Source organism: Rhizobium sp. P1_B8 (genome assembly GCF_056406515.1).
The window spans coordinates 1-22,400 of sequence record NZ_JBFTZZ010000044.1; the positions used below are offsets into that span (position 1 = coordinate 1).

A 22,400-nucleotide genomic window follows, 5' to 3' on the forward strand; every position below is an offset into this window, starting at 1 on the left:
AAAGAAGGACATCTCGCAGGCGCGGCTGTGGACGTATTCCCGAGGGAACCGGCATCAAACAAAGAGCGTTTTGAAACACCGCTGCAAGGTTTGGATAATGTCATTCTGACCCCGCATATTGGAGGGTCGACCGAAGAAGCCCAAGAACGCATTGGAAGAGAAGTCTCGAGGAAGCTTGTCGAATATTCGGACATCGGCTCGACGCTAGGCGCTGTCAACTTTCCCCAGGTTCAACTGCCGCCACGTCCAAACGGCACGCGTTTCATCCATGTTCATGAAAATCGCCCTGGCATTCTCAACAATCTGAATACGGTTTTTTCGTCTCGTGGACTTAATATTAATATTGTGGGCGAGTTCCTGCAGACGCACGGCGAAACGGGTTACGTGGTTATTGAAGTCGAAGGCGTTGGCCAAACTGCAAATGATATACTTGATGCACTCCGCCAGATTCAAGGAACGATACGGGCTCGATTGGTTTACTGACGCCGGTGGGAATGCCTTTTCCAGGGTCTAAAGTGCCGGCGGGAGGCAGCATGACCATGGGCGAATGGTTGTCCTTGACTATTCCTGTCGCAACCACGCTCTTGACAGGAGTCGAACCGGTGGCTCACTCCGAAGACGCGTCGTCCAACAGCGCCGAAACCTGCCTTACATGATCTGAGAAACCGGGACGGAGGCGGAATGCCTTTGTCCGCGGATAAGGCTCGGAAACATTGACCGAACCAATGATGCGGCCGGGTCGTGCGGCCATAACGATAACGCGGTTGGACAGATAGACGCTCTCCGTGGTGCTGTGGGTTACCATAACAATCGTGCAACCAGTCTCGCTCCAGATGCGCAGAAGATCGTCGTGCAATCGCGCCCGGTTGATTTCGTCGAGTGCGCCGAATGGCTCGTCCAGCAGGAGGAGTTGCGGCCTGGTAATCAGCGCACGGGCGATCGAGACGCGCATCTTCATACCACCCGAGAGTTCGCGCGGGTACGCGTCGGCGAAGGTCTCAAGCCCGACCATGGTGAGACAACGAATAGCCTCGGATGCCAGATCCACGGCGGAACCCCGTAAGGTCAGTGGCAAAGCGACATTTTCGGAGACCGTCGCCCAAGGCATGAGGCTTGGTTCCTGAAACACGAATCCGATCGAGCCAGCGCCGACAGGCGGTCGGCCGTCGCCCGCCAATTCCACGCGACCTGCCGTGGCACTCGCCAGACCCGCAAGAATATAAAGAGCCGTCGACTTGCCACAGCCGGAAGGTCCGAGAAGACTGACAAACTCGCCCTTGCCGACTGTAAGGTCCATTCGGTCGAGCGCCAGCGTGCCGTTCGGATAGCGCTTGGTCAGGCCCTCGAGCCGGGCAGCAATGACAGCACCATTTCGCGTGCGTTCTTCAAGCCCCATCTTTCAACTCACTTTCGTGCCAATGACCGAGCAGGATCGAGGACAACCGGCTCATAGCGTGCCAGAGCACAACCCCGAACCCCGCAAGTAGAAAGAGCGCGGCAAACATCCGGGGGACGTCGAGCATCGTGCTGCTTTGGACGATCGTCCACGCAAGGCCAGTCGAGGTGCCACTGCCGGCTACGAATTCCGCCACCACGGCGCCGATGACCGACAGTCCCGACGAGACCCGGGCGCCGGACAGAATGAAGGGCAATGCCGCCGGCAATTGCAGGCGCAAGAGCCGCTCCCAACGCGTGGCGCGATAAAGGGTGAAAACATTCTGCAGCCCGCGGTCGACGGATTTCATCCCGACGACGGTGGCCGAGAGCATCGGGAAGAAGGCAACCAGCCAGGACAGGATCAGCAGCGCAAGCCAAACCCTGGATAGTCCGACCCAAATGATCACCAACGGCGCGATCGCGATGATGGGCGTTACCTGGAGCGCCACAGCGTACGGCCAGATGATCTTTTCCACCGTCCGGAAGAGCGAGATCAGAATGCCGAGGGCGATCCCGCTTATCGTCGCGAGCACGAATGCGCTCAACGTCACCAGTGCGGTGTTTCCAAGCGCGCGCATCAGTCCACCGGCATTCGTCCACAGCGATTGGAAGATGACGCTCGGGGCCGGGAGAACATAAGGCGGGATACCGCGCCAGCGCACGAAGACTTCCCAGACGACGAGGAAGATCGCGCCGGCGATCAGGGGTACGAACCGATCGAATACCAGGCCGAGCGAACCGGTTACCCCGTCCGCAGTGATGACGGCCACAGGCGCCACAGCATCTTTATGTTCAGATGTCGTCACAGGCTCGGCCTTTCAGTCCAACCCAGTGAGGCTGCTTGAACTGCTGCCGCTAGATCGAACAGACGCTCCTCATCATGCCAGCGCGCCACCAACTGGATGCCGACGGGAAGGCCTTCTGAAGTGAACCCGCACGGCACTGATATGGCCGGGTGTCCGGTAAGATTGAAGGGATAGAGCGCTGCGGCCCAGGCAGCATAGTCTTCGCCATGGACTGGACACTGCGCGGCGGCCGGCCCGGGTGACCGTGTAAGGCTTGGCGTGGCGATCACGTCCACATGCCGGAACGCATACTGCACACGGCGGAACAGTGCTGTACGCGCCTCTTGAGCCTGCGCGAGATCCGCGGCACTGAAGGACATGCCGAGGTCGGCGATGTTTCTGAAGGTCTCACCCCACATCGACCGCGCCGATGCGCCAAGCTGGCGCAGGCGTCCGGCATGGCCGACAGCTCCGATGACCCTATAGATGGCATGTGCGCCATCGAGAAGCCCCGGCTCAAGATCCGGTTGCAGGCTCGCGCCCGCCCGCTCCAGAACGCCGAGTGCGGCGCTGCAGCGGTCGCTTATCTCCGTCTCGACAAGATAGCCGCCCGGTTTTGCGAGCCATCCGATTCTGGTCCCTTCGAGATTGCCGCTACAGCGACTGCCGTCTGCGACACGCGCCAGCGATGAAAGAGCATCGGCATCTGTCGGGCCGGACATGATCGCGTACGTCGCCACGAGATCCTCGACGCAGTGCGCCATCGGCCCCATCGACGAATAGTTGCCAAAGGTGTCTGGGAAACTCTCATGCGGGATACGGCCAACGGTGGGCTTCAATGCCAGAGTGCCCGTGCAGGCCGCGGGGCAGCGTAACGATCCGCCGCCATCGGACCCGACGGCAACAGAGCCGATGCCCGCCGCCAATGCCGCTGCGGCACCACCGCTCGAGCCCCCCGGCGTAAGCTCCAGCGACCAAGGATTGCGGGTGACGCCGTGAAGGGAGGAATGCGTCGTGACTTCGTGATAGAATTCCGGCGTCGCAGTCTTGCCGATGAGAACAGCGCCGGCCGCCTTCAGTCGCGCCCAGACGACATCGTCTCGCTCCGCAATGACGTCCACCATCGATAGCGATCCGAAGGTCTGCCTGTCGCCGACTGTGGCGATGCCATCCTTCACGGTCACCGGCACACCGCAAAGCGGCCCGGGATCCGCCCTCCGGGCAATCTCGACGTCAATGTGGCGGGCATCTTCCAGCGCGCGCTCATAGCGCGGTACCGCGATGCAGTTGATATCCGTCGCTGTGTCGTTGGCGCGCTGGATGGCCAACGCGACGAGCGCCTCGGACGAGATACTTCCCTCACGCACCATCGCTGCCTGCGTGAGAGCGGAAGCGTATAGTAGGTCGAGCCCGGCGAATGCAGGTTGTGCCTGATCGCGAAACATGGCGTTCACTTCGAACCCGGAAGATAGGAGAGCGTATAGGCTTTCCTGAACTCCAGGTCGGCTGGATAGACGCCTGCCTTCACCATGTCAGCGAAAAAATCCGCCCAGCGCGTATCCGTCATCGCACCAATGCCCTCGCCGCTCTCATTGGAAACGATATGGCGGTCCCGCATCTCGTTGATCGAGGCCTCCCAAAGGCCCTCGCCATAGGCGGGATCGGTGTTGATCGAGGTCGCGAGCTTCATTGCGGGTGTGTAATCGCCAGTCATGCAGCTCTTCCAGCCTTCGGCCGTGGCGCTCAGGAACGCCCTGACGGCATCGGGATGTGCCTCGATATAGCTGCTCATGCCAAAGACGGTCGTCGCATAGTTGAGATAGCCGTGATCTGCGAGCAGCATGATCACCGGAGGCTGGTCGAGCTGGTTGCCGAGGTAATGGGCATCCGCCGTGACATAGCCCTGCTGGATCGCGGTCTTGTCGGAGACGAAGACCGCAGAGCTATAGGTGTAGGGCCGCAACTGGTCGTCGGTGAAACCGAAACGGTATTTGAGGAACTGCCAGAATTCGCCGCGGGCGAAGTCGGCCACCATCACCGGCCGACCTTTGACGTCCTCCAGTTTGGATACCCCCTGCCCTGCATGAGCGACGAGGGTCTGAGGATCCTTCTGGAAGAAGGCCGCGACTGTGACGCCGGGTATACCCTGCTTGACCATATTGAGCGTGGTGAAACTTGATCCCATGCCGAGATCCTGCTCGCCGCCCGCAACCAACATGGCGGTGTTGATGCCAGGTCCACCGGCCATCAGGTCCACATCGAGGCCTGCCTTCTCGTAAAGCCCCGTCGCCTTGGCCTGGAAGAAGCCGCAATGCTCGGCCTCGGGCAGCCAGCCGAGACCGAAACGGATCTTGTCGACTGCGGCGGCAGGGCCACTGGCGCCGAGCAGAAGCGTAGCGGCCATCATTGCAAGCCCGCCGACGCGGGTGGTCTTGGTTGACATTGTTGTTCCCCATTCTTGGTGTTGTGCGAACACGCTACGTCAACTAATGTCCTCTTTACAGCGTCATTTTTGCGCATATATGTCCCAGTTTTTGCACCACAAACCTGAAGAGTGACAAACCGATGAACCAAAAGACCCTGCGGTTTCTCGAACAGGTGTCCCGTTTCGGATCGATGCGGAAGGCCGCCGAAAACCTCAACATTTCCTCGTCCGCGCTCAACCGGCAGATCTTGGCCCTGGAAGAAGAAGTCGGGATGCCCCTGTTCGAGCGTCTTCCTCGCAAACTCCGGCTAACAGCGGCTGGCGAGGTGCTCGTCGCGCACGCACAAGCGGTGGAACGCGATTATCGCTCGACGATGGGCCGCATCGCCGCACTGAAGGGAATGGAAAGAGGCACGATCCGGCTCTCTACCATGGGCGGATTGATCTACGGCCCACTCCTGGCCCTGGCCTGCGAATTCATCCGCCAACACAGCCGCATGCTGGTGCGCGTGGAGATTCAGCCGTCGCCCGAGGCGATCGCTGCACGCGTCATGTCGGGAGAAAGTGATATTGGGTTGGGTTACAACATACTACCCAATCCGGGCCTTCGTATTTTACAGACCATCGACGTGGAAATCGGAGCAGTCGTTTCCCCGGACCATTCCCTTACACACAAGTCGGCTCTTCGCTTATCGGACTGCATCCAGTATCCGATCGTGACGGGGACCGACACGATGGCGATCCGCAGCGTCATGGATCATGCCTTCGCCTCTGCCGAACTGCCCTTGCAGCCGACGGTGGAAACCGATTCTATCGAAGTCATCAAACAGTTCGCGATGAGTGGCAGCGCCATCACTTTCCTTAACCCCTTCGACATCAGTGCGGAGATGGAGCGCGGAGCGTTGATGTGGCTGCCACTCGTAGAGCGTTATTTCCCCATCCCATCCCTTCGCCTCGTCGTCCGCTCGAAAGGTGTACTGGAGACTGCTGCGGCAAGGCTTGCTGAAAATATCAAGTCGCAGATGAGCGCATACAGCGGATGAATAGGCAGCGCTCAACGCTCGCCTTGAAAGGAAACGACCCGCCGTTCTCCATCAAGGGAGCGATCGCACTGGATCTTCAGTGAAAATTCCTGGCCTTCACCTTCAGCGTATCTATATGAAGGTCGGGAATGAAAATATCTCTCGGCTTGACCGCCGGCACTCGATCCCGCGAATCCTGGCCGCCCGGCGAGCCATGGGCGAACTCGTCGCCGCGGCCCGTCGGCAGCTTGAACTCCCCATCACGATCCGCCAAGGCGGATAGGTCGCCCGACAGATCGAACAGTTGCTGGGCGATGAGGTGCACCACCTCCCCTTCCCGCTGGATCCGGCCATTGATTGCCATCATGCTCGATCCTAATACAATGCGCCGACGCCGCTCGAAGAGCTTCGGCCAGACGACGACGTTCGCCGGACCGGTCTCATCCTCGATCGTCAGAAACATCACGCCTTTTGCCGATCCGGGCATTTGACGGACGAGAACGAGGCCTGCGGTCATCAACCAACGGCCATCTCTAGCCAACATGGCTTCTCCGCAGGTGACGATGCTTCGAGCGGCAAGGTCCTTGCGCAGGAAGGCGATCGGGTGCTCTCGCAGGGTCAGACCGGTATGGCTGTAGTCCTGGATGACGTTGTGCCCATCTGTCATCTGCCGGAGTTCGACATCAGGCTCCTGCTGCTCGGCGATTGTTTTCATCTCGCGCTCGGCCGCAGCAACAAAGAGGGGCAGTGGCTCGTCGCGCAAAGCTTTGATCGCCCACAGCGCGTCTCGTCGCTGAAGTTCGAGCGATGGCAGGAAAGCATCGGCCTCCGCCAGTTCGACCAACGACGCCGCTGGCACGCCGGAGCGCCGCCACATATCATCGACGCTATCGAAAGGCTGATCGGCACGGGCGGCCACGATGCGTGCCGCGTCGACTGCGGCCAGTCCACGCACCAGACGCATCCCCAGGCGAACGGCATGGCGGCGCTCGTCACCCACTACCGGCTCGAGCGTGCAGTCCCAGCGAGAGCGGTTGATACAGACCGGCCGGATCTCCACACCGTGGTTGCGGGCGTCACCGACGATCTGGGCGACCGCATAGAAACCCATGGGTTGGCTGTTGATCAAGGCCGCGCAGAACGCGTCGGCGTAATGGCATTTCACATAGCTGGAGGCATAGGCGATGAGCGCGAAGCTTGCAGCGTGGCTTTCAGGAAAACCGTAGGAGCCGAAGCCTTCGAGCTGCGAGAAGGTCTTTTCAGCGAACTCCGGCGAATATCCATTCTTCACCATGCCGGAAACGAGCTTTTCCTTGAACTTTGAGACGCCGCCGGTGAACTTGAACGTGGCCATCGATTTGCGAAGCTGATCGGCCTCGCCGCCGGTAAAGCCGGCGCAGACCATCGCCACCCTCATCGCCGACTCTTGAAACAGCGGCACGCCCAGCGTCTTGCCGAGCACGGCCTCGAGTTCCGGCGTGGGATATTCGACCGGCTCCTTGCCTTCGCGCCGGCGCAGATAGGGATGCACCATATCCCCTTGGATCGGACCGGGCCGGACAATGGCGACCTGCACCACGAGGTCGTAGAAGGTTCGGGGTTTCAGCCGCGGCAGCATCGCCATCTGCGCGCGGCTTTCGATCTGGAAGGTGCCGAGCGTATCGGCCTTGCGGATCATCGCATAGGTCGCAGGATCCTCCTGCTCGATCTTCGAAAGATCAAGGTCCTCGCCCATATGCTCGCGAATAAGATCGAACGCCTTGGCCATGCAAGTCAGCATGCCCAATGCCAGGACGTCGACCTTCATGAACTTCAGTGCCTCGACATCATCCTTATCCCATTCGATGATCTGCCGGTCCTTCATCGTCGCCGGCTCGATGGGGACGAGATCGTCGAGCCGATCATGCGTCAACACGAATCCACCCGGATGCTGGCCGAGATGCCGGGGTGCCCCCATCAGCTGCTGCGCAAGTTTCAGCGTCAACGCCAGCCGGCGGTCGTCGGGATTGAGGTTGAGTTCGCGCAGGTTCCGATCGCCGACCATATCGGCGGACCAGGACCACATGCCCGATGACAGAGCCTTGATCATATCCTCCGGCAGGCCGAGCGCCTTGCCGACATCATGGATCGCACCTTTCGCACGATAGCGTGTCACGGTCGCGCACAGAGCTGCCTTCTGATGTGTGTAGGTCTTGTAGATCCACTGGATGACTTCCTCGCGGCGCTCATGCTCGAAGTCGACGTCGATATCCGGCGGCTCGTCGCGTTCCTGGGAAACGAAGCGCTCAAAGAGCAAATCATTCGTCTCCGGATCGATCGACGTGATCCCGAGAATGTAGCAGACGGCGCTGTTGGCGGCGGACCCCCTGCCTTGGCAAAGAATACCTTGAGACCGCGCATAACGCACGATCGAGAAGACGGTCAGAAAGTAAGGCGCGTATTTCATGGTGCGGATGAGATCGAGCTCGTGGCGCACCGTCTTCAGGACGTCTGGTGGCATGCCTTCTGGATAACGATCGGGAATGCATTGCCAAACATAGTGCTCGAGCGAGGCCTGGGCGTCCTTGCCCGGCACGATCGCCTCCTCCGGATATTGATAGGTGAGCTCCTCAAGCGAAAACTTGGCTCTCGCGACGATCTCCATCGTCCGCGCGAGCGCCTCACGGTAGCGCGGAAAGAGGCGCTGCATTTCTTCCGGCGGCTTCAGGTATCGATCGGCATGGCGCTCGCGCTCGAAACCGACATCGTCGATCGTCGTGCGGGTGCGAATGCAGGTCACGATGTCCTGCAACTGCCGGCGGCCTGGCTCATGGAAGAGGACGTCATTGGTGACGACCGTCTTCACCTTGAAGCGTGCGGCGAGATTGGAAATTTCATGCAGCCGCAGCTGATCGTTCTGCCGGCGCCGCAGGCAAAGCGACACATAGGCGCGATCGCCAAACACCTCGGCCATCTTGCGCAGCTGGATCGCGCAGGCGTCGTCCGGCAGATCCGGCACCAGGATGCCGATCATGCCATCCGCATAGGCGACGACGTCGTCCCAGTGCAGGATGCAGTTGTTCTTGCCGCCGCGCGACTTGCCGAGTGTAATCAGCCGGGTGAGCCTCGAATAGGTAGCGCGATCCGTCGGATAGACCAGCACGGACATGCCATCGGCCAGATCGAGCCGGCAACCGACGACGAGCCGCAAACCGGTGGCGCGCGACGCCTCGAGCGCCCGCACAATCCCGGCCAGCGAATTGCGATCGACGATGCCGATGGCTTGGATGCCGAGAGCCTTGGCGGTCTCGAACAGTTCCTGCGCCGAGCTTGCACCGCGCAGGAAGGAAAAATGGGTGGTGACCTGCAGCTCGGCATAGCTCATGCGAAGATCCCGTGCATGAACCAGCGATGGCTTCCGGTTTCGGGATCAATGCCGTCCCCGGAGCGAAAGACCCAGAGACGTTCGCCAGCCTCGTCTTCGATGATGAAATAATCCCGTACCGCCTCCATCTCGGCGTCGCGCTGCCACCATTCGCCAAAAATCCGTTCCGGGCCATCGGCCCGCTTGACCTTGCGGCGCTTGCCACGCCAGGTGATGGAGACCGGCGGGCGGTCCGGCAGCAAGGCGATGGCCTCGATAAGCTCCGGATGCGCCAGCAGCCGGACCGGCCGGCGCCAATGGCTGACCCAGGTGACCTCGACCGGATCGGCAGCAGGACCGATCCGCTGGACGGAGCGCTCGGGCACGTCGGAGGCAACGGGTGCCACCCGATAAACACGCTGGCCACGGTTGCCGTAGATATCGATCAGCGGCGTGACGTCCGTGACCTCGTCCTCGACCAGCGAGGAGGATTTCTGGCGCTCCTCCAGCGGCTCGGTCATCACGGCGACCAAGGTCAGCTTCTCGATCCCGAAACCGGGCTCGATCTTCTCCGTCCGGTCGCGAAACAGCTTCGTCAGCCAGGCGACATCGCGCACCGGTTTTGCCGTGCCGGCGCGGATCGCCTGTCGCGTTCCGTCGACCCTCTCGACGATCAGATCCGCTCTCCGGACGCCAAGACCGCGCTTTTGCAGTTCCTCGATCAGTTGCACGACCAGTCGTGAGACATATTTGTTGATCGTCTCGGAAGCACCGATCGGCTCGGCAAAGACGCGGCTGACCTCGACGAGCTCGGCGGTACGGATCGGATCGATCGGCTCGCAGATACGGCCGAACATCTGATCGAGCCGCCGGCCGATCTCCGGCCCGAAGCGAAGCGTCAGCGGCGCGCGCGGCGTATTGGCCAATTCGCCGATGGTCTGGAAGCCGAGCGTGCGAAGGTCGCTGACGACCGCGCCGGGAAGGCGAAGCAACGATATCGGCAGCTTCTCGACGGCGCGCACGGTCTCGCCGATCGGCACGATGACCGTCTCACGGCTGATGGCACGGGCACAGGCATGCGCCGTGCCCCAGGTGTCGGCGACAGCGATGCGGGGCGTGAGCTTTCTGGCCAGGAACTGGTTGGCGATCCTCGTCACCATCGGCAGTTCGCCACCCTGCAGGTGATCGGCGCCTTCAGTATCCATGACAATGCCATCGATCCCATCGACCGCGACGATCGGAGAATAGAGCGTCAGCGCCCAAAGGGTAATGCGTTCGAGTGCTGCGGCATCCGCCGCAGGATCTGCATCGACCAGCATCAGACCGCGAAACAGCGCCTGCGCTTTGGCAGCCGGCATGCCGACATGGACGCCAGCTTTTCGGGCGGCGGTGTCTGCGGCCGCTACCCAGCGTTTCGAGCCGCTCCTGGCGATCACGGCGATCGCCTGTTCAGGCGGAATAGACGGATCGGCGCGACGAATGCGATCCGTCGGCAGATCCGGGAGATAGATCGAGACGACCCTTGTCATCGCACGCCCTCACGAGAAACTCAGCACATTCACCCGCTTTCACGCGCATCAGTTCCAGCAACCACTGGGCCCTGCCGACACCCGGCACTGGCAGCTCCTCCGACGGCATGACGCTCACCCGCCACCTCGTGGTCGACGCCGTCGGCTGCCCGAAATCATTCGCCTCCGTTTGCCTGCGCCAGCGTCGGACGGCGAGCGCCATCGTCCCTGTTTTCTCGGCCGCCAGCTGTAGCCGGCGGGAGCCGACCATGGGCAATCGGACAAGTTCACCAACGACGGCGCCAAGGCCGCCGAAGGACAGCCCCTCCTCCATATTGGCGAGCACGTCCTCTTCCTTGTCGGACTCGACAAAGATCACCCGGTCGGCATGGAGGCCGACCTCAGCGAGTGCCGGAAAAAACAGGTCCGGCCGCGTCAGGCACCAGACGATCGGGCCTTTGGTGCGCGCTGCGATGCCGGCGGCGAAAAGCGCTGCCGCCGCACCATCCACCGTGCCCGACCCGCCACCGGCGAATTCGTGCAAGGCGCCATAGGCCAGACCACCTCCCGGCAGGACTGCATCGATTTCCGGCACACCGAAGGAAAGACAGCCGGCCTTTCTGGCTGACACGCCCTCCAGCGAAGCGATGCGCTCGCGCAGATCGGAAATCACCCGTTCACGGGCAGCAGTCATCGTTCACGGCTCCCTTAAAGGTCGTGTTGGCGGCCGACATCATGTCGATCAAAATGCGGATGTTCCCTATCTGTTCCCGCCGACTTGAAGAGTCAAGCAACCGGAGGATGGGAATATTATCCTGAACATTAGGAATCGCACGAATACCCAAGAGAATCAGGTGGGTAGCGGCTGGAGGTTTTTTTCGGAGCGCCTGCGAGTGCTACTCCCTTTGTGTGAATTGCGGGGACAAGTCGGCATCGTCACAGTGTCTTTAAGATTTTTCTGCTGAACTGTCGGCATGACCAGGCCTCCGAGATCAAAACCCCTCCTTCGTGATACCGAGGCTCCGATCCGCTCAAAGCCGCGAGGCAAGCGAAATCCGGCCCAGCCACAGCTGCCTTTCGATCCGATGCCAGACCGCGTCGAACCTGCGTTGGCGCAATTGAAGAGCCATCCTCCAAAAGGGAAAGAATGGAGTTGGGAGCTGAAATGGGACGGCTATCGCCTCGCAGTTCATATCGAGCCTCAAGGGATAAGGATCCTCACCCGCCGCGGCCATGACTGGACGCACCGGTTTCCGGCGATCGTAGAGGCCGCCCAAACGCTCGGACCGGCGACGATGATCATCGATGGCGAGGCCGTTGTCCTTGATGAAGAGGGCCGGCCGGATTTCGGGCTGCTGCAGCAATCGCTCGGCGCATCCGGCAAACAAGCCGGCAACCGGGCCTCCGAGGCCTTCTTCTACGCTTTCGATCTCATCTATTTCGACGGACACGATCTGCGCGGTGTCGAATACCGATCGCGCCGACATCTCCTTGAGGACTCGTTGAACGGCCCAAAGGGTGACAAAGACGGTGCCATCCGGCTGTCGGAAACATTCGACACTGAACCAGCCGTCCTGCTGGAGCATGTCTGCCGCCTCGGCCTGGAAGGCATCGTCGGCAAGCACCTCGATCGGCCCTATCGTTCCGGCCGGACCGCGGATTGGGTGAAAGTCAAATGCGTCCAGAGCGAGGCGTTCTTCATTGTCGGCTATGAGAGGTCGGCGTCGCCTGCCGGCTTCGGGTCGTTGGTGCTTGCTGCCAATCGCGGAGCCGATCTCGTCCACGTCGGAAGCGTCGGCACGGGCTTCAAGGAAGCCGAGGCCATCAGGCTGCGGAAGATGCTGGACAAGCTGCGCTGGAAGCGAAAGCAGCCGCCCCTGCCCTATTCCGCAAGTGCCGATATCGTCTGGGTCGAACCGACGCTGATTGCCGAAATCGAGTTTCGCGCCTGGACATCAGATGGGAAACTTCGCCATCCATCCTACAAGGGCTTGCGCGAACGGCAGGACAATGCCGACGTCTTCCGGCTCGACTAGCGAAATCAGCGCCATACGCTAGATTGTCCTCCACTGAGCTCAAGCGGAGCAGATGGCCCACGATGTGCAATCTTTATCGCATGGAAGACAGGGACTGGGTCGCAAAATGGGCCCAGGACGCTGAAAGCCTGATCAATCTGATGCCCGCCTACCAGATGAACCCAGACCAGATGGGGCCTATCATCCGCAATACTACTGAGGGAAAGAAGCAACTGGTCCATGCGCGCTGGGGACTGCCCTCGCCGCGCTTCGCGCTCGAGAAGTCCGCCAAAGCGAAGGCCGAGAAACTTGCGGCCAAGGGCAAGCCATTCGATCTCGAAGAACTGATCCGAATGGAGGCCGATCGCGGCACGACCAACGTGCGCAAGCTCAGTTTTCCGCACTGGAAGCGATGGTTCGGGGCCGAAAACAGATGTCTCGTCCCGGTCACCAGTTTCGCCGAGCCGGATCCGGCCAGCCAGGAGGAAGGCGGCAACGTGCCCAATGCCTGGTTTGCACGCGACGAGGAGAAGTCGCTGATGTTCTTTGCCGGCATCCATGTGCCGCAGTGGCAGAGTGTCCGAAAGGTCAGGGACGGTCTGACGACTGATGATCTCTACGGTTTCCTGACCACCGATCCGAATAACGTGGTGAAGCCAATTCATGAGAAGGCCATACCGGTCCTCCTTCTGACCACCAAGGAAACCGATGTCTGGATGCGTGCGCCATGGGATGAGGCCAAGGCGCTTGCCAGCCCACTGCCCGACGATGCGCTGATCGTAACATCCCGGGAGCCTTACGGCTCGACGATCGTAACGAGGGCCGGAGAACCGGTCGTGCAGCCGAGCCTTTTCTGAGCCTAACCGGCCCAAAGCAGATCGATCCACACTGGGGGCATGATCGCTTGTGTGGTTCCAGTCTCTCACCGAGTTGTCGATCTTGGCCTGCTTGAGATTGTCAGCAAGTGCTGGGTTTAAGAGGAGTGATCGATCCGCAGCCCTGCGTCGCGGGCAAACGCGTGTTGATATCGCCGCGAAGGCTGCTATGTTCTCTCTTTGTTTCGGGTAAGGCCCTCAAAAGGGACACCGAGCCGGTAGCTCTCTTGCAAGATCCGCCATGAACGATACGACGCCAACGCCGATCCGCAAAATTGTCCATGTCGACATGGATGCTTTTTACGCGTCGGTCGAGCAGCGCGATAACCCGGAACTTCGTGGCAAGCCGCTCGCCGTCGGCGGATCCGCAGCGCGCGGCGTGGTGGCCGCCGCAAGCTATGAGGCGCGTGCCTTTGGTGTCCGTTCGGCCATGCCATCGGTCACCGCAAAACGGAAATGTCCTGACCTGATTTTCGTGCCGCCGCGCTTCGACGTTTACAAGGCCGTTTCCCAGCAAATCCGCGAAATCTTCGCCGAATACACACCACTGATCGAGCCACTCTCGCTCGACGAGGCCTATCTCGATGTGACGGAAAACCTGAAAGGCATGGAAATCGCCACCGAGATTGCCCTGGAGATCCGCGCGAAGATCAAGCAGGTCACCGGGCTCAACGCTTCGGCCGGCATTTCCTACAACAAGTTCCTGGCCAAGATGGCCAGTGACCTCAACAAACCCAACGGCCAGGCCGTCATCACGCCGAAGAATGGGCCAGGCTTTGTCGAAACCCTGCCCGTCAAGAAATTCCATGGTGTCGGGCCTGCGACGGCCGAGCGCATGCGTAAATTCGGTATCGAAACCGGGCTCGATCTGAAATCGAAGTCGCTCACCTTCCTGCAGGAGCATTTTGGGAAATCCGGTCCCTATTTCTATGGCATCGCCCGTGGCATTGACGAACGCCAGGTCAGACCCGACCGCATCCGCAAATCGGTCGGCGCGGAAGACACATTCGCCGAGGATATCCATAATCTCGAACGCGCGAAGGCAGAACTGAAGCCGCTTGCCGAGAAAGTCTGGCGCTACTGCTATGCGCAGGGAACCAGCGGCAAGACGGTGACTGTAAAAATCAAATATTCGGACTTCACCCAGGCGACGCGCAGTCGGACAGGCACAGTGCCATTCGCAAACATGGCTGATTTATTCGACGCGGCATCGGCACTTCTGGCAACCGTCTATCCCTTCAAGCTGTCAGTGCGCCTGTTGGGGGTGACACTCTCGTCGCTGACCAACAATCAGCCCAGCGACGCCACCGAGGGGCAGCCGCAATTCGATCTCAATCTTTAGCAGGAACGAGGCGCCGAAAACAAAACAGCCTGCCGCGGGGGCGGTGCGGCGAGCGCCTGGCAGGATTATTTCGATGGGCAGCGTTCCCTCGAACAGGCGATCAAGCGGCTCGCCAAATCGTCGAAGCAGGCCACTTGAACGCGCGGTCCGTTAGATACCATATCGCCGATCGAGTTCTTTCAGCGCGGACTGTACCTCATCGATCGAAATCGGCTCTGGCATTCCCGGCACCTGCCGGAGAGCGGAATCGAATCGACAGCGTAAAAGTCGGAGGCCCAGGCGGCGAGGATCGTTCGCTTATCATCGACGGAAAGAGCCGGCGCTCTCACCACATCGATTGGCCGCTGAAGCTCCATACCCTGAAGCAAGACCGCTGGTCCCATCGCCATCGCGTTGCTGGCTGCCTGCTGCAACATGTCATGCGTCATCGGACCACCTCACTGTACGTGTGGATCCCGGTCACGCTGCAGACGTGACGCGGCGATCACGTTCATTTCCGGCGCCAGCAGATCGTGTTTCTCGGCGAAAGCCGCAAACAGGCCACGCGCGGTTTCTGCTTCAATCTCGCCACGCAGTGCCGCACTGCAGGCCTTCAGCGCAATCGCATGCGCGCTGTCCCTGAGTGACGTCGGACACTCGGAAAGATGCCGGTAGGCATCCATGACGCTGCGAACCTCCGCTGGGTAGCCAAGGCCGACGAGAATGGAAACAGGCTGTCTAAACATATCGGGTTTCATCGCTCTCTCCTTTCCAACCCGGAATGTTGATGAGCGCCGTAGCCACGGCGCCCTTGTTCTGCGGTCAATGCGGGGTCAAGCCGCCTTCTGCGCTTCGATTTGCGGGGGAGCGACTGCCCCAGCGCTCTGGATGGAGATCTTGCGCGCCTTCAACGCCTCGGGGATCTCCCGAACCAGATCGATCGACAAGAGCCCGTTGCTGAGTTCCGCCCCGTTCACTCTGACATGGTCGGCGAGTTCGAACCGGTGCTCGAACGGCCGGCCGGCAATGCCGCGATGCAGGTAGCCCTCGGCAGCCGCTTCCTGCTTCTTGCCGGTAACCGTCAGTAGATTGGATTGGAAGGTGATGTCGAGTTCGTCCTGGGTGAAGCCCGCGACCGCGATCGAAATCCGGTAGGCGTCGTCACCGGTCTTGACAATGTCATAGGGCGGCCAGTCGCTGATCGACCGGGCGCGCTGGGCGTTTTCCAGAAGATTGAAAACCCGGTCGAAGCCGACGCTCGAACGGTAGAGCGGTGCATAGTCGTAAGATGTTGCCATAGCCATATCCTCCTTGAGCAACATGGATATGGAAGCGCCGAAAGCGGCGCTCCCAGCAAGGCCAGCCCTTCATTGAGCGGCTGGCGGCAATCGATTTGGTTTTTGAGAATTTCGGATTCAAGAGTAGCGGCAGAAAAAAATTTGCTCGTGTTCGGCTTCTGCCACCGGCTCAATCCAACTCATAAACGGCCGCATTATCCTGAACTTCGCGCAAGCCTTTGTAGGATGCGTGACGAAGATTGCCGTCGTCGGTCCAGCCCCGGAATTCGATCTCGGCAATCAGCGTCGGCTGGCGATGGCAACCGGTGAAGAGGGTTCGATCAAGCGACGCCCTTGCCGCCGGTGACACCATAGACCTCACCGTTGATGAAGCTTGCTTCTGGCGATGCAAGCAGGACGAACACGGGAGCCAGCTCGACCGGCTGGCCGGGCCGGCCGAAGTCGCTATCCTTGCCGAAGTTCTTCACCTTCTCGTCTGGCTGCCCGCCACTCGGCTGGAGAACCGTCCAGACCGGTCCGGGTGCCACGACATTGGCGCGAATGCCACGCTCAATCAGCTGCTTGGCAAGGGCCTTCGTATAGGCGACGATGCCGGCCTTTGTCGTGGCATAGTCGAGCAAGATCGGTGACGGCTGGTAAGCCTGGATGGAAGCTGTCGTTATCACCGCAGATCCCGCCGGCATATGGGGCACGGCGGCTTGTGCGATCCAGTGGAGCGCATAGAGATTGGTCTTCATCGTCTTGTCGAAATCCTCCGTCGACAAATCCTCGATCTTCTCGCGGTACTGCTGCCGGCCGGCATTGATGACGAGAATATCGAGACCGCCAAGACCGGAGACCGCCTCGTCGACCAGTTGCCGGCACCACGGCTCCTCCTTGATGTCGCCGGGTAGGGCGACGGCTTTGCGGCCCTCGGCTTCGATAAGTCCGATCACTTCCCTGGCATCTGCCTCTTCATCCGGGAGATAGGCAATCGCGACATCGGCGCCCTCGCGCGCGAAAGCGATTGCCGCAGCGCGGCCAATGCCCGAATCTCCGCCGGTGACGAGTGCCTTCCGGCCAGTGAGCTTCCCTGACCCGCGATAACTCTCCTCGCCATGATCCGGCGTGGGATCCATCTTGCGGGCGAGGCCAGGCGCATGTTGCGGTTGGTTTGGGAAAGGCGGTGCTGGATAAAGCGTGCGAGGATCGTTCAAGGAGGTCTTGTCGCTCATAATGACACCCAAGGTTTTTCCGAATTGCATGGCGAATGCATGTCCGCGAACGCCCGTTTCATCCCTTTGTTCCTGTAACGCCGTCGGCTCGGAACAAACTTTTTGCGTTGTCGTTCGTTCTGATTATCAACGAAGGAGGAAATGTCATGCCCCGTGGTGACAAGTCCAAGTACACCGACAAGCAGGAACGCAAGGCAGACCACATCGCCGAAAGCTACGAAGACCGTGGCGTATCAGAGAAGGAAGCCGAGCGCCGAGCCTCGGCGACCGTCAATAAGGATGATGGCGGCGGCAAGAAGGCCGGCGGTTCCGGGCAAGGCAAGCATACCGGTCATCCGGCCGCCCATAAAGGCGGCGAGAAGGGCGGCAAGGCGGCAGCGTCGCGATCGGCCGCAGACCGTTCGGCTTCGGCAAAGAAGGCGGCCGCGACGCGGAAGCGGAATGCCGAGCACAACGCCCATCATTGATCGGTCGTGTCCCGTGACGGAGCAGAAACGCTACATCCCAGCACCTGACGGATTCCTAATGGTCTTGAGACAGGGAGACGACGTGCTTGCCCGCCTGGGAACGCTCATGGTCGACGAAGACATTCCATCGGCCATGCTTACTGGATTCGGGTTCGCTGGCCAGATCACCTTCGGCTTCTTCAATTTCGAAGCCCGCGAATACAAGCCGAAGAGCTACGAAAACCTTGAGGTGACCAACTTGACGGGCTCGCTTGCCTGGAAGGACGGAAAACCGCTGCCGTATCTGCACGCAACCGCCGGCAGCTCTTCCTTCGAGGCGGTCGGCGGTCACCTGTTGGCGCTCGAGGTCGGTCGCGGTTCGATGGAGCTCCATGTGACGATCCTGAGAGATCGGCTCGAACGGTCCACCGACGCGTCGATTGGCGCCAACATCCTGCAACTCGGTCCGGCCAGTTGAGACGCGGGCTGGCTGCGCTGCCTCGTCTTAGTCGCTGACAACGCCGCGGGGGACCGACAGTCGGATCGCGAGTCCGTTCGGCATCCAGTCGCGCGCGATATCGACGCCGAGGCTCTGACTGATTATCTGCTCAAGCCGGCTTCCAAAACCGATCGAACGTGGCTCCAAGGCAGCCTGCGGAGGACCGCTGCTCTCCAGCCAGACGATCTCCAGGATCTCGCCCTTCACCGCCACCGCTATCTCCAGCTTTCCCTCTTCAACGGACAGCGCACCATATTTCGCGGCATTGGTTGCGAATTCATGGAACAGAAGCGCGAAGTTTGTAATTTTGGTGCCGCTGATGTCGATGTCATCTCCGATCAGCTGCCAACGATTGGCACCGTCCCGCTCATAAGGCGCGAGGATATTCGACAGAAGCTGAAAGAGGGTGGTCTCCGGAGCACCGGTCGCGGTCTCACCGTTTAAACTCGGCAATGTCATCTCATGCGCCCGCGAGAGGGCCATCAACCTGTCCTTCATCCCCGCAGCGAGATCAGCAGTCGTCTTTGCCGTCCTTGCTGCAAGGGTGATGATGCTGCCGGTAATGGCGAACAGGTTTTTTACCCGGTGATGCATCTCGCGCAGCAGAAGTTCCTGACGCTCGGCGGCGCGCTTACGCTCTGATATGTCGCGGGCAATTTTCGATGCGCCGATGATCTTTCCGTTGCCGTCCCGAATAGGCGAGATGGTGAGAGAAATATCGATCAGGCTACCGTCTTTACGTCGTCGTATCGTCTCGAAGTGATCGACGCGTTCGCCGGCTTGAATGCGGGCGAGAATGGCTGGCTCCTCGTTCAGGCGATCGGGTGGAATGACGATCGTGATCGGGTTGCCGATAGCCTCGTCTGCCGTATAACCGAAAAGACGCTCAGCGCCCTTGTTCCAGGTCGTGATGACTCCGCTGAGGCTCTTGCTAACGATCGCATCGTCGGAGGATTCGACGATCGCTGCAAGAAAAGCTGCAGCATTACGTCCATGCTGCGCAGCTTCTATGTCGGCCTCCAGCTGTCGCAAACCGAGCTGGGCCTGGCCCTCGTGTTGCTGGTTATCGGAAATCGACATTTACGCCCCGTCAATCAACGCATTTTTCAAGAAATCGAGACGGCCGAGACCGCTAATGCACCGCCGACCATATTCGCTAAACACCACCAACAACAGTCAGAATCATTTTAGGGGTCGCAAATCCGTATGACGCCATCCGAATGCGAGATCGCTGGCAAAATGCCTTCGCCTTGAACGGAATCGAACCCAGAACCAGCAAACTCAAGAACCTATCTTGCTGATTTCCCACGGAAATGTCCTCTATAATCAACATAGTTTGCGGTCGCTAAAAGAGCCGGGCAAGCGGGCAAAGCCTCCACTGCTCTAAAGGACCGGCTTTCGTTTGGAGCGAGCAGTTCATGCTGCTCATTGCGCCTTTTAACCACGGCCGACTGTCCAACTTTTTACCCTTATTTATCCCAGGTCCGAAGACCGGCGATGCTAGTCCTTTTTCCAGAGGCGCTGATGTGGATCGGCACCCAATTTTGAAAAAGGAAAGCATCATGAAAAAACATCTTCTCACCACTGTCGCACTTCTTATTGCCATCTCTCCCGTTGCGGCCGAAGCCCGCTGCGTGCCGAATAACGCGGTCATCGCCGCGAACGCAGTTCCCGTCATTCAGTACAAAAACACGACGATCGACGGCGTGAAGGTCTTCTATCGCGAAGCCGGCCCGAAGGACGCGCCGGTCCTCCTGCTCCTGCACGGATTTCCGACCTCGTCACACATGTTCCGCAACCTCATCCCCCTGCTCGCTGACCGCTACCGCGTGATTGCGCCTGACTATCCCGGCTACGGCCAGAGTGACGCGCCCGACCACACCAAGTTCGACTACACATTCGCGAACCTGACCAACATCGTCGACAAGCTGACCGACAAGGTCGGAGCCGATCGCTACAGCATGTACGTCATGGATTACGGCGCACCGATTGGATATCGGCTCGCGCTCAAACATCCCGAGCGGGTTGAATCGCTAATCGTGCAGAACGGCAACGCCTATACCGAAGGTCTCGCCGCATTCTGGGACCCGATCAAGGCCTATTGGGCCGAAAAGACGCCGGAACGCCGGGAAGCACTTGCCGGCCTGGTCACGCTCGAGACCACCAAGTTCCAATATACCGACGGTATGGGTGATGTTGCACATATCAGCCCCGACAACTGGGTCGTCGATCAGGCATTGCTTGATCGCCCGGGCAACAAGGATATCCAGCTGGATCTCCTGGGCGACTACGGTAGCAATGTGCCGCTTTACCCTCAGTTCCAAGCCTTCTTCCGCGAGCGCCAACCGCCAACACTGATCGTCTGGGGCAAGAACGACAAGATCTTCCCCGAACCCGGCGCGCACCCCTATCTTCGCGATCTCCCGAACGCCGAGATGCATATTCTCGACAGCGGCCATTTCGCCCTGGAAGACAAGCTCGACGTGATGGCGCCGCTGATCCGCGACTTCCTCGACCGCAAGGTTTGTAACTAATCCAGAGCTCATCCACTTCGCGGGGCTAACGGCCCCGCGGCCAACCCCCTCAAAGGAAAAGATCATGACCAATCCTCTTTCGGGCACCCAGGCGGCTGGGGAGCCAGCCCGTTCGATCGTCCTCGTGCACGGCGCTTTTGTCGATGGCTCCGGATGGCAACAAGTCCATAGCGAACTTGTAGACCGCGGGTTCGAAGTGCTTGTCGCCCAACACCCGACGACCTCACTTGAAGGTGACGTTGCGACCACCGAGCGTCTTATCGCATCGGCTCGCCATCCGGTGCTCCTGGTGGGCCACAGCTACGGCGGAGCGGTTATCACGGAAGCCGGCGCCAATCCCAAGGTCGAGTCGCTGGCCTACATCGCGGCTTTCGTGCCGGATGTCGGCGAGTCCGTCGCAGCGCTGAATGAAGCGCCGGAAGAGCCCGGCGAAGCGAAGGCGCCGTTGTTGCCTCCGCAGGATGGTTACCTCCTTGTGGACCCGGCCCGTTTTTCGGAAGCGTTTGCTGCCGATGTCGATCCCGCCACCACGCGGTTCATGGCTGCCGCCCAGCTACCCTGGGGCCTTGCGGCGGTCATTGCGCCCCTCACGCATGCCGCATGGAAGACCAAACCCAGCTTCTATCTTGTCGCTTCCGCCGACAGGATGGTACCTCCGAGTGCGCAGCGCCGCATGGCTCAGCGCGCGGCAGCCGCGATCACTGAAATCGATAGCAGTCACGCCGTGATTATGTCGCACCCGCAGGACGTCGCAGCGTTCATCGCAGCAGCAGTCGTAAGCACTATCCCGAGAGCCGGACAATGACCCGGCCCGTCACCTACCACCGAACCACCAGCATTGCCGGCGTCAACATATTCTACCGCGAGGCGGGAGAGCGCGGCGCACCTGTGGTGGTGTTGCTGCACGGCTTTCCAAGCTCTTCGCACATGTACCGCAACCTCATTCCAGCGCTCGCTGACCGCTATCATGTGATTGCACCAGACCTTCCGGGGTTCGGTCTGTCGGAAATGCCTTCGTCGAGCGACTTCGAATATGACTTTGCCACGTTCTCAACCGTTGTCGCCAACCTTCTCGAACAGCTGGGTGTCGAGCGGTATGCGCTGTATGTCATGGATTACGGTGCGCCGACCGGGTTTCGTTTGGCGCTCGCGCATCCCGACCAGGTCACCGCCCTGATCGTCCAGAACGGCAATGCCTATGAAGAGGGCATGGGGGACTTTTGGGCACCGACGCGCGCTTACTGGGCCGACAACGGCCCGGCGAACCGCGACGCGATGCGACCTTTTCTGTCGCTCGACGGCACACGCTTCCAGTATCTCACTGGGTCAAAGGACGAGGCGCGGATCGACCCCGCGTCGTGGCTGTACGACCAGCTCTTCCTCGACCGTCCGGGCAGCGTCGAAATCCAGTTGGACATCATCTACGACTATCGGACCAACGTCGCGCTCTATCCCGCCTTTCAGACTTATCTGCGCGAACTTCGGCCTCCGACGCTGATTCTGTGGGGCAAGAATGATCCCATCTTCCTGCCCGACGGCGCGCGCGCTTACCTTCGCGACGTTCCCGAAGCCGAACTTCATTTCTTCGACACTGGACATTTCGCCCTCGAAGACAAGGCGGACGAGATGATCCCCGTGATGCGCGACTTCCTTGCCCGAAATCTGACCAAATAACTCA

At 60.2% G+C, this 22,400-nt stretch carries 21 protein-coding genes and 2 pseudogenes; 10 read left to right on the forward strand and 13 right to left on the reverse strand.

Translation table 11 applies throughout. The annotated features are described in order from the left end of the window. Positions 1–483: NAD(P)-dependent oxidoreductase (locus AC1D2N_RS33365; RefSeq protein WP_477982797.1), on the forward strand; the 483-nt coding region annotated here is incomplete at its 5' end. A 124-nt stretch (positions 484–607) separates the two neighbouring features. On the opposite strand, the gene AC1D2N_RS33370 is transcribed toward AC1D2N_RS33365, so the two are convergent. Genes AC1D2N_RS33370 through AC1D2N_RS33385 form a run of 4 tightly spaced genes read right to left on the reverse strand, consistent with a single transcriptional unit; the run spans position 608 to position 4,665 of the window. Continuing rightward, complete coding sequence (locus AC1D2N_RS33370; RefSeq protein WP_018517346.1) at positions 608–1,396, reverse strand: ABC transporter ATP-binding protein; 789 nt, start codon at positions 1,394–1,396, stop codon at positions 608–610. Next, positions 1,386–2,243 (reverse strand): ABC transporter permease, encoded by an 858-nt coding sequence (locus AC1D2N_RS33375; RefSeq protein WP_018517345.1) that lies wholly within the window; start codon positions 2,241–2,243, stop codon positions 1,386–1,388. Before AC1D2N_RS33375 ends, AC1D2N_RS33370 begins: the two co-directional genes overlap by 11 nt. Then, positions 2,240–3,667, reverse strand: a complete 1,428-nt coding sequence (locus AC1D2N_RS33380; RefSeq protein WP_032990382.1) for an amidase — start codon at positions 3,665–3,667, stop codon at positions 2,240–2,242. Before AC1D2N_RS33380 ends, AC1D2N_RS33375 begins: the two co-directional genes overlap by 4 nt. A 5-nt stretch (positions 3,668–3,672) precedes the next feature. Continuing rightward, a complete protein-coding gene (locus AC1D2N_RS33385; protein WP_018517343.1) occupies positions 3,673–4,665 on the reverse strand; it encodes an ABC transporter substrate-binding protein in 993 nt (330 codons plus the stop codon). 122 nt (positions 4,666–4,787) lie between these two features. On the opposite strand from AC1D2N_RS33385, the gene AC1D2N_RS33390 reads away from it, so the two are divergent. Continuing rightward, positions 4,788–5,690 (forward strand): LysR family transcriptional regulator, encoded by a 903-nt coding sequence (locus tag AC1D2N_RS33390; protein WP_018517342.1) that lies wholly within the window; start codon positions 4,788–4,790, stop codon positions 5,688–5,690. 76 nt (positions 5,691–5,766) lie between these two features. On the opposite strand, the gene AC1D2N_RS33395 is transcribed toward AC1D2N_RS33390, so the two are convergent. The 3 genes from AC1D2N_RS33395 to AC1D2N_RS33405 are packed head-to-tail and all read right to left on the reverse strand — an operon-like array spanning position 5,767 to position 11,214. Next, the gene (locus AC1D2N_RS33395; RefSeq protein WP_130716227.1) at positions 5,767–9,033 is read right to left on the reverse strand and encodes an error-prone DNA polymerase; all 3,267 of its coding nucleotides are present in this window, start codon (positions 9,031–9,033) and stop codon (positions 5,767–5,769) included. Then, positions 9,030–10,541 carry a Y-family DNA polymerase gene (locus tag AC1D2N_RS33400; protein ID WP_018517341.1) on the reverse strand — a complete coding sequence of 504 codons (1,512 nt, stop codon included), beginning with the start codon at positions 10,539–10,541 and terminating at the stop codon, positions 9,030–9,032. The genes AC1D2N_RS33395 and AC1D2N_RS33400 overlap by 4 nt, the downstream gene beginning before the upstream one ends. After that, positions 10,462–11,214: an ImuA family protein gene (locus tag AC1D2N_RS33405; RefSeq protein ID WP_018517340.1), complete on the reverse strand. Its 753-nt coding sequence runs from the start codon at positions 11,212–11,214 to the stop codon at positions 10,462–10,464. The genes AC1D2N_RS33400 and AC1D2N_RS33405 overlap by 80 nt, the downstream gene beginning before the upstream one ends. 280 nt (positions 11,215–11,494) lie before the next feature. Here AC1D2N_RS33405 and ligD point away from each other — a divergent pair, with 280 nt between their 5' ends. From ligD to dinB, 3 genes are all read left to right on the forward strand, one after another. After that, complete coding sequence (gene ligD / locus AC1D2N_RS33410; RefSeq protein WP_018517339.1) at positions 11,495–12,556, forward strand: non-homologous end-joining DNA ligase; 1,062 nt, start codon at positions 11,495–11,497, stop codon at positions 12,554–12,556. Between the two features lie 62 nt (positions 12,557–12,618). Next, the gene (locus AC1D2N_RS33415) at positions 12,619–13,392 is read left to right on the forward strand and encodes an SOS response-associated peptidase family protein (RefSeq protein ID WP_018517338.1); all 774 of its coding nucleotides are present in this window, start codon (positions 12,619–12,621) and stop codon (positions 13,390–13,392) included. A gap of 259 nt (positions 13,393–13,651) precedes the next feature. Next, the gene (gene dinB, locus AC1D2N_RS33420) at positions 13,652–14,752 is read left to right on the forward strand and encodes a DNA polymerase IV (protein WP_018517337.1); all 1,101 of its coding nucleotides are present in this window, start codon (positions 13,652–13,654) and stop codon (positions 14,750–14,752) included. A 150-nt stretch (positions 14,753–14,902) separates the two neighbouring features. On the opposite strand, the pseudogene AC1D2N_RS33425 reads toward dinB, so the two are convergent. The 5 genes and pseudogenes from AC1D2N_RS33425 to AC1D2N_RS33445 all read right to left on the reverse strand — a co-directional run bounded on the left by AC1D2N_RS33425 (position 14,903) and on the right by AC1D2N_RS33445 (position 17,243). Continuing rightward, positions 14,903–15,180: pseudogene (locus tag AC1D2N_RS33425) on the reverse strand (hypothetical protein). Positions 15,181–15,189: 9 nt separating this feature from the next. Then, positions 15,190–15,489, reverse strand: a complete 300-nt coding sequence (locus AC1D2N_RS33430; protein WP_018517336.1) for a DUF982 domain-containing protein — start codon at positions 15,487–15,489, stop codon at positions 15,190–15,192. 75 nt (positions 15,490–15,564) lie between these two features. Beyond that, entirely contained in the window at positions 15,565–16,029 is a 465-nt protein-coding gene (locus AC1D2N_RS33435; protein ID WP_018517335.1) for an Hsp20 family protein, read from the reverse strand. Positions 16,030–16,198: 169 nt separating this feature from the next. Beyond that, positions 16,199–16,321, reverse strand: a pseudogene (locus AC1D2N_RS33440) (ATP dependent DNA ligase); the annotation flags it as partial. A gap of 28 nt (positions 16,322–16,349) precedes the next feature. Continuing rightward, the gene (locus AC1D2N_RS33445) at positions 16,350–17,243 is read right to left on the reverse strand and encodes an SDR family oxidoreductase (RefSeq protein WP_130716228.1); all 894 of its coding nucleotides are present in this window, start codon (positions 17,241–17,243) and stop codon (positions 16,350–16,352) included. 146 nt (positions 17,244–17,389) lie between these two features. Between AC1D2N_RS33445 and AC1D2N_RS33450 the strand changes: the two genes are divergently transcribed. Continuing rightward, on the forward strand, positions 17,390–17,710 hold the full coding sequence (locus AC1D2N_RS33450; protein WP_026242410.1) for a hypothetical protein: 321 nt from the start codon (positions 17,390–17,392) through the stop codon (positions 17,708–17,710). A 58-nt stretch (positions 17,711–17,768) separates the two neighbouring features. Then, on the forward strand, positions 17,769–18,167 hold the full coding sequence (locus tag AC1D2N_RS33455; protein WP_018517331.1) for a PPC domain-containing DNA-binding protein: 399 nt from the start codon (positions 17,769–17,771) through the stop codon (positions 18,165–18,167). Between the two features lie 27 nt (positions 18,168–18,194). On the opposite strand, the gene AC1D2N_RS33460 is transcribed toward AC1D2N_RS33455, so the two are convergent. Continuing rightward, positions 18,195–19,268 carry a PAS domain S-box protein gene (locus tag AC1D2N_RS33460; RefSeq protein WP_018517330.1) on the reverse strand — a complete coding sequence of 358 codons (1,074 nt, stop codon included), beginning with the start codon at positions 19,266–19,268 and terminating at the stop codon, positions 18,195–18,197. A gap of 482 nt (positions 19,269–19,750) precedes the next feature. Here AC1D2N_RS33460 and AC1D2N_RS33465 point away from each other — a divergent pair, with 482 nt between their 5' ends. The 3 genes from AC1D2N_RS33465 (at position 19,751) to AC1D2N_RS33475 (ending at position 22,396) form a co-directional block, all read left to right on the forward strand. Beyond that, positions 19,751–20,722: an alpha/beta fold hydrolase gene (locus AC1D2N_RS33465; RefSeq protein WP_018517329.1), complete on the forward strand. Its 972-nt coding sequence runs from the start codon at positions 19,751–19,753 to the stop codon at positions 20,720–20,722. Between the two features lie 64 nt (positions 20,723–20,786). Next, positions 20,787–21,527, forward strand: coding sequence for an alpha/beta hydrolase (locus tag AC1D2N_RS33470; RefSeq protein ID WP_018517328.1), 741 nt, complete (start codon positions 20,787–20,789; stop codon positions 21,525–21,527). Beyond that, positions 21,524–22,396, forward strand: coding sequence for an alpha/beta fold hydrolase (locus AC1D2N_RS33475; RefSeq protein WP_018517327.1), 873 nt, complete (start codon positions 21,524–21,526; stop codon positions 22,394–22,396). The genes AC1D2N_RS33470 and AC1D2N_RS33475 overlap by 4 nt, the downstream gene beginning before the upstream one ends. Positions 22,397–22,400: the final 4 nt, after the last annotated feature.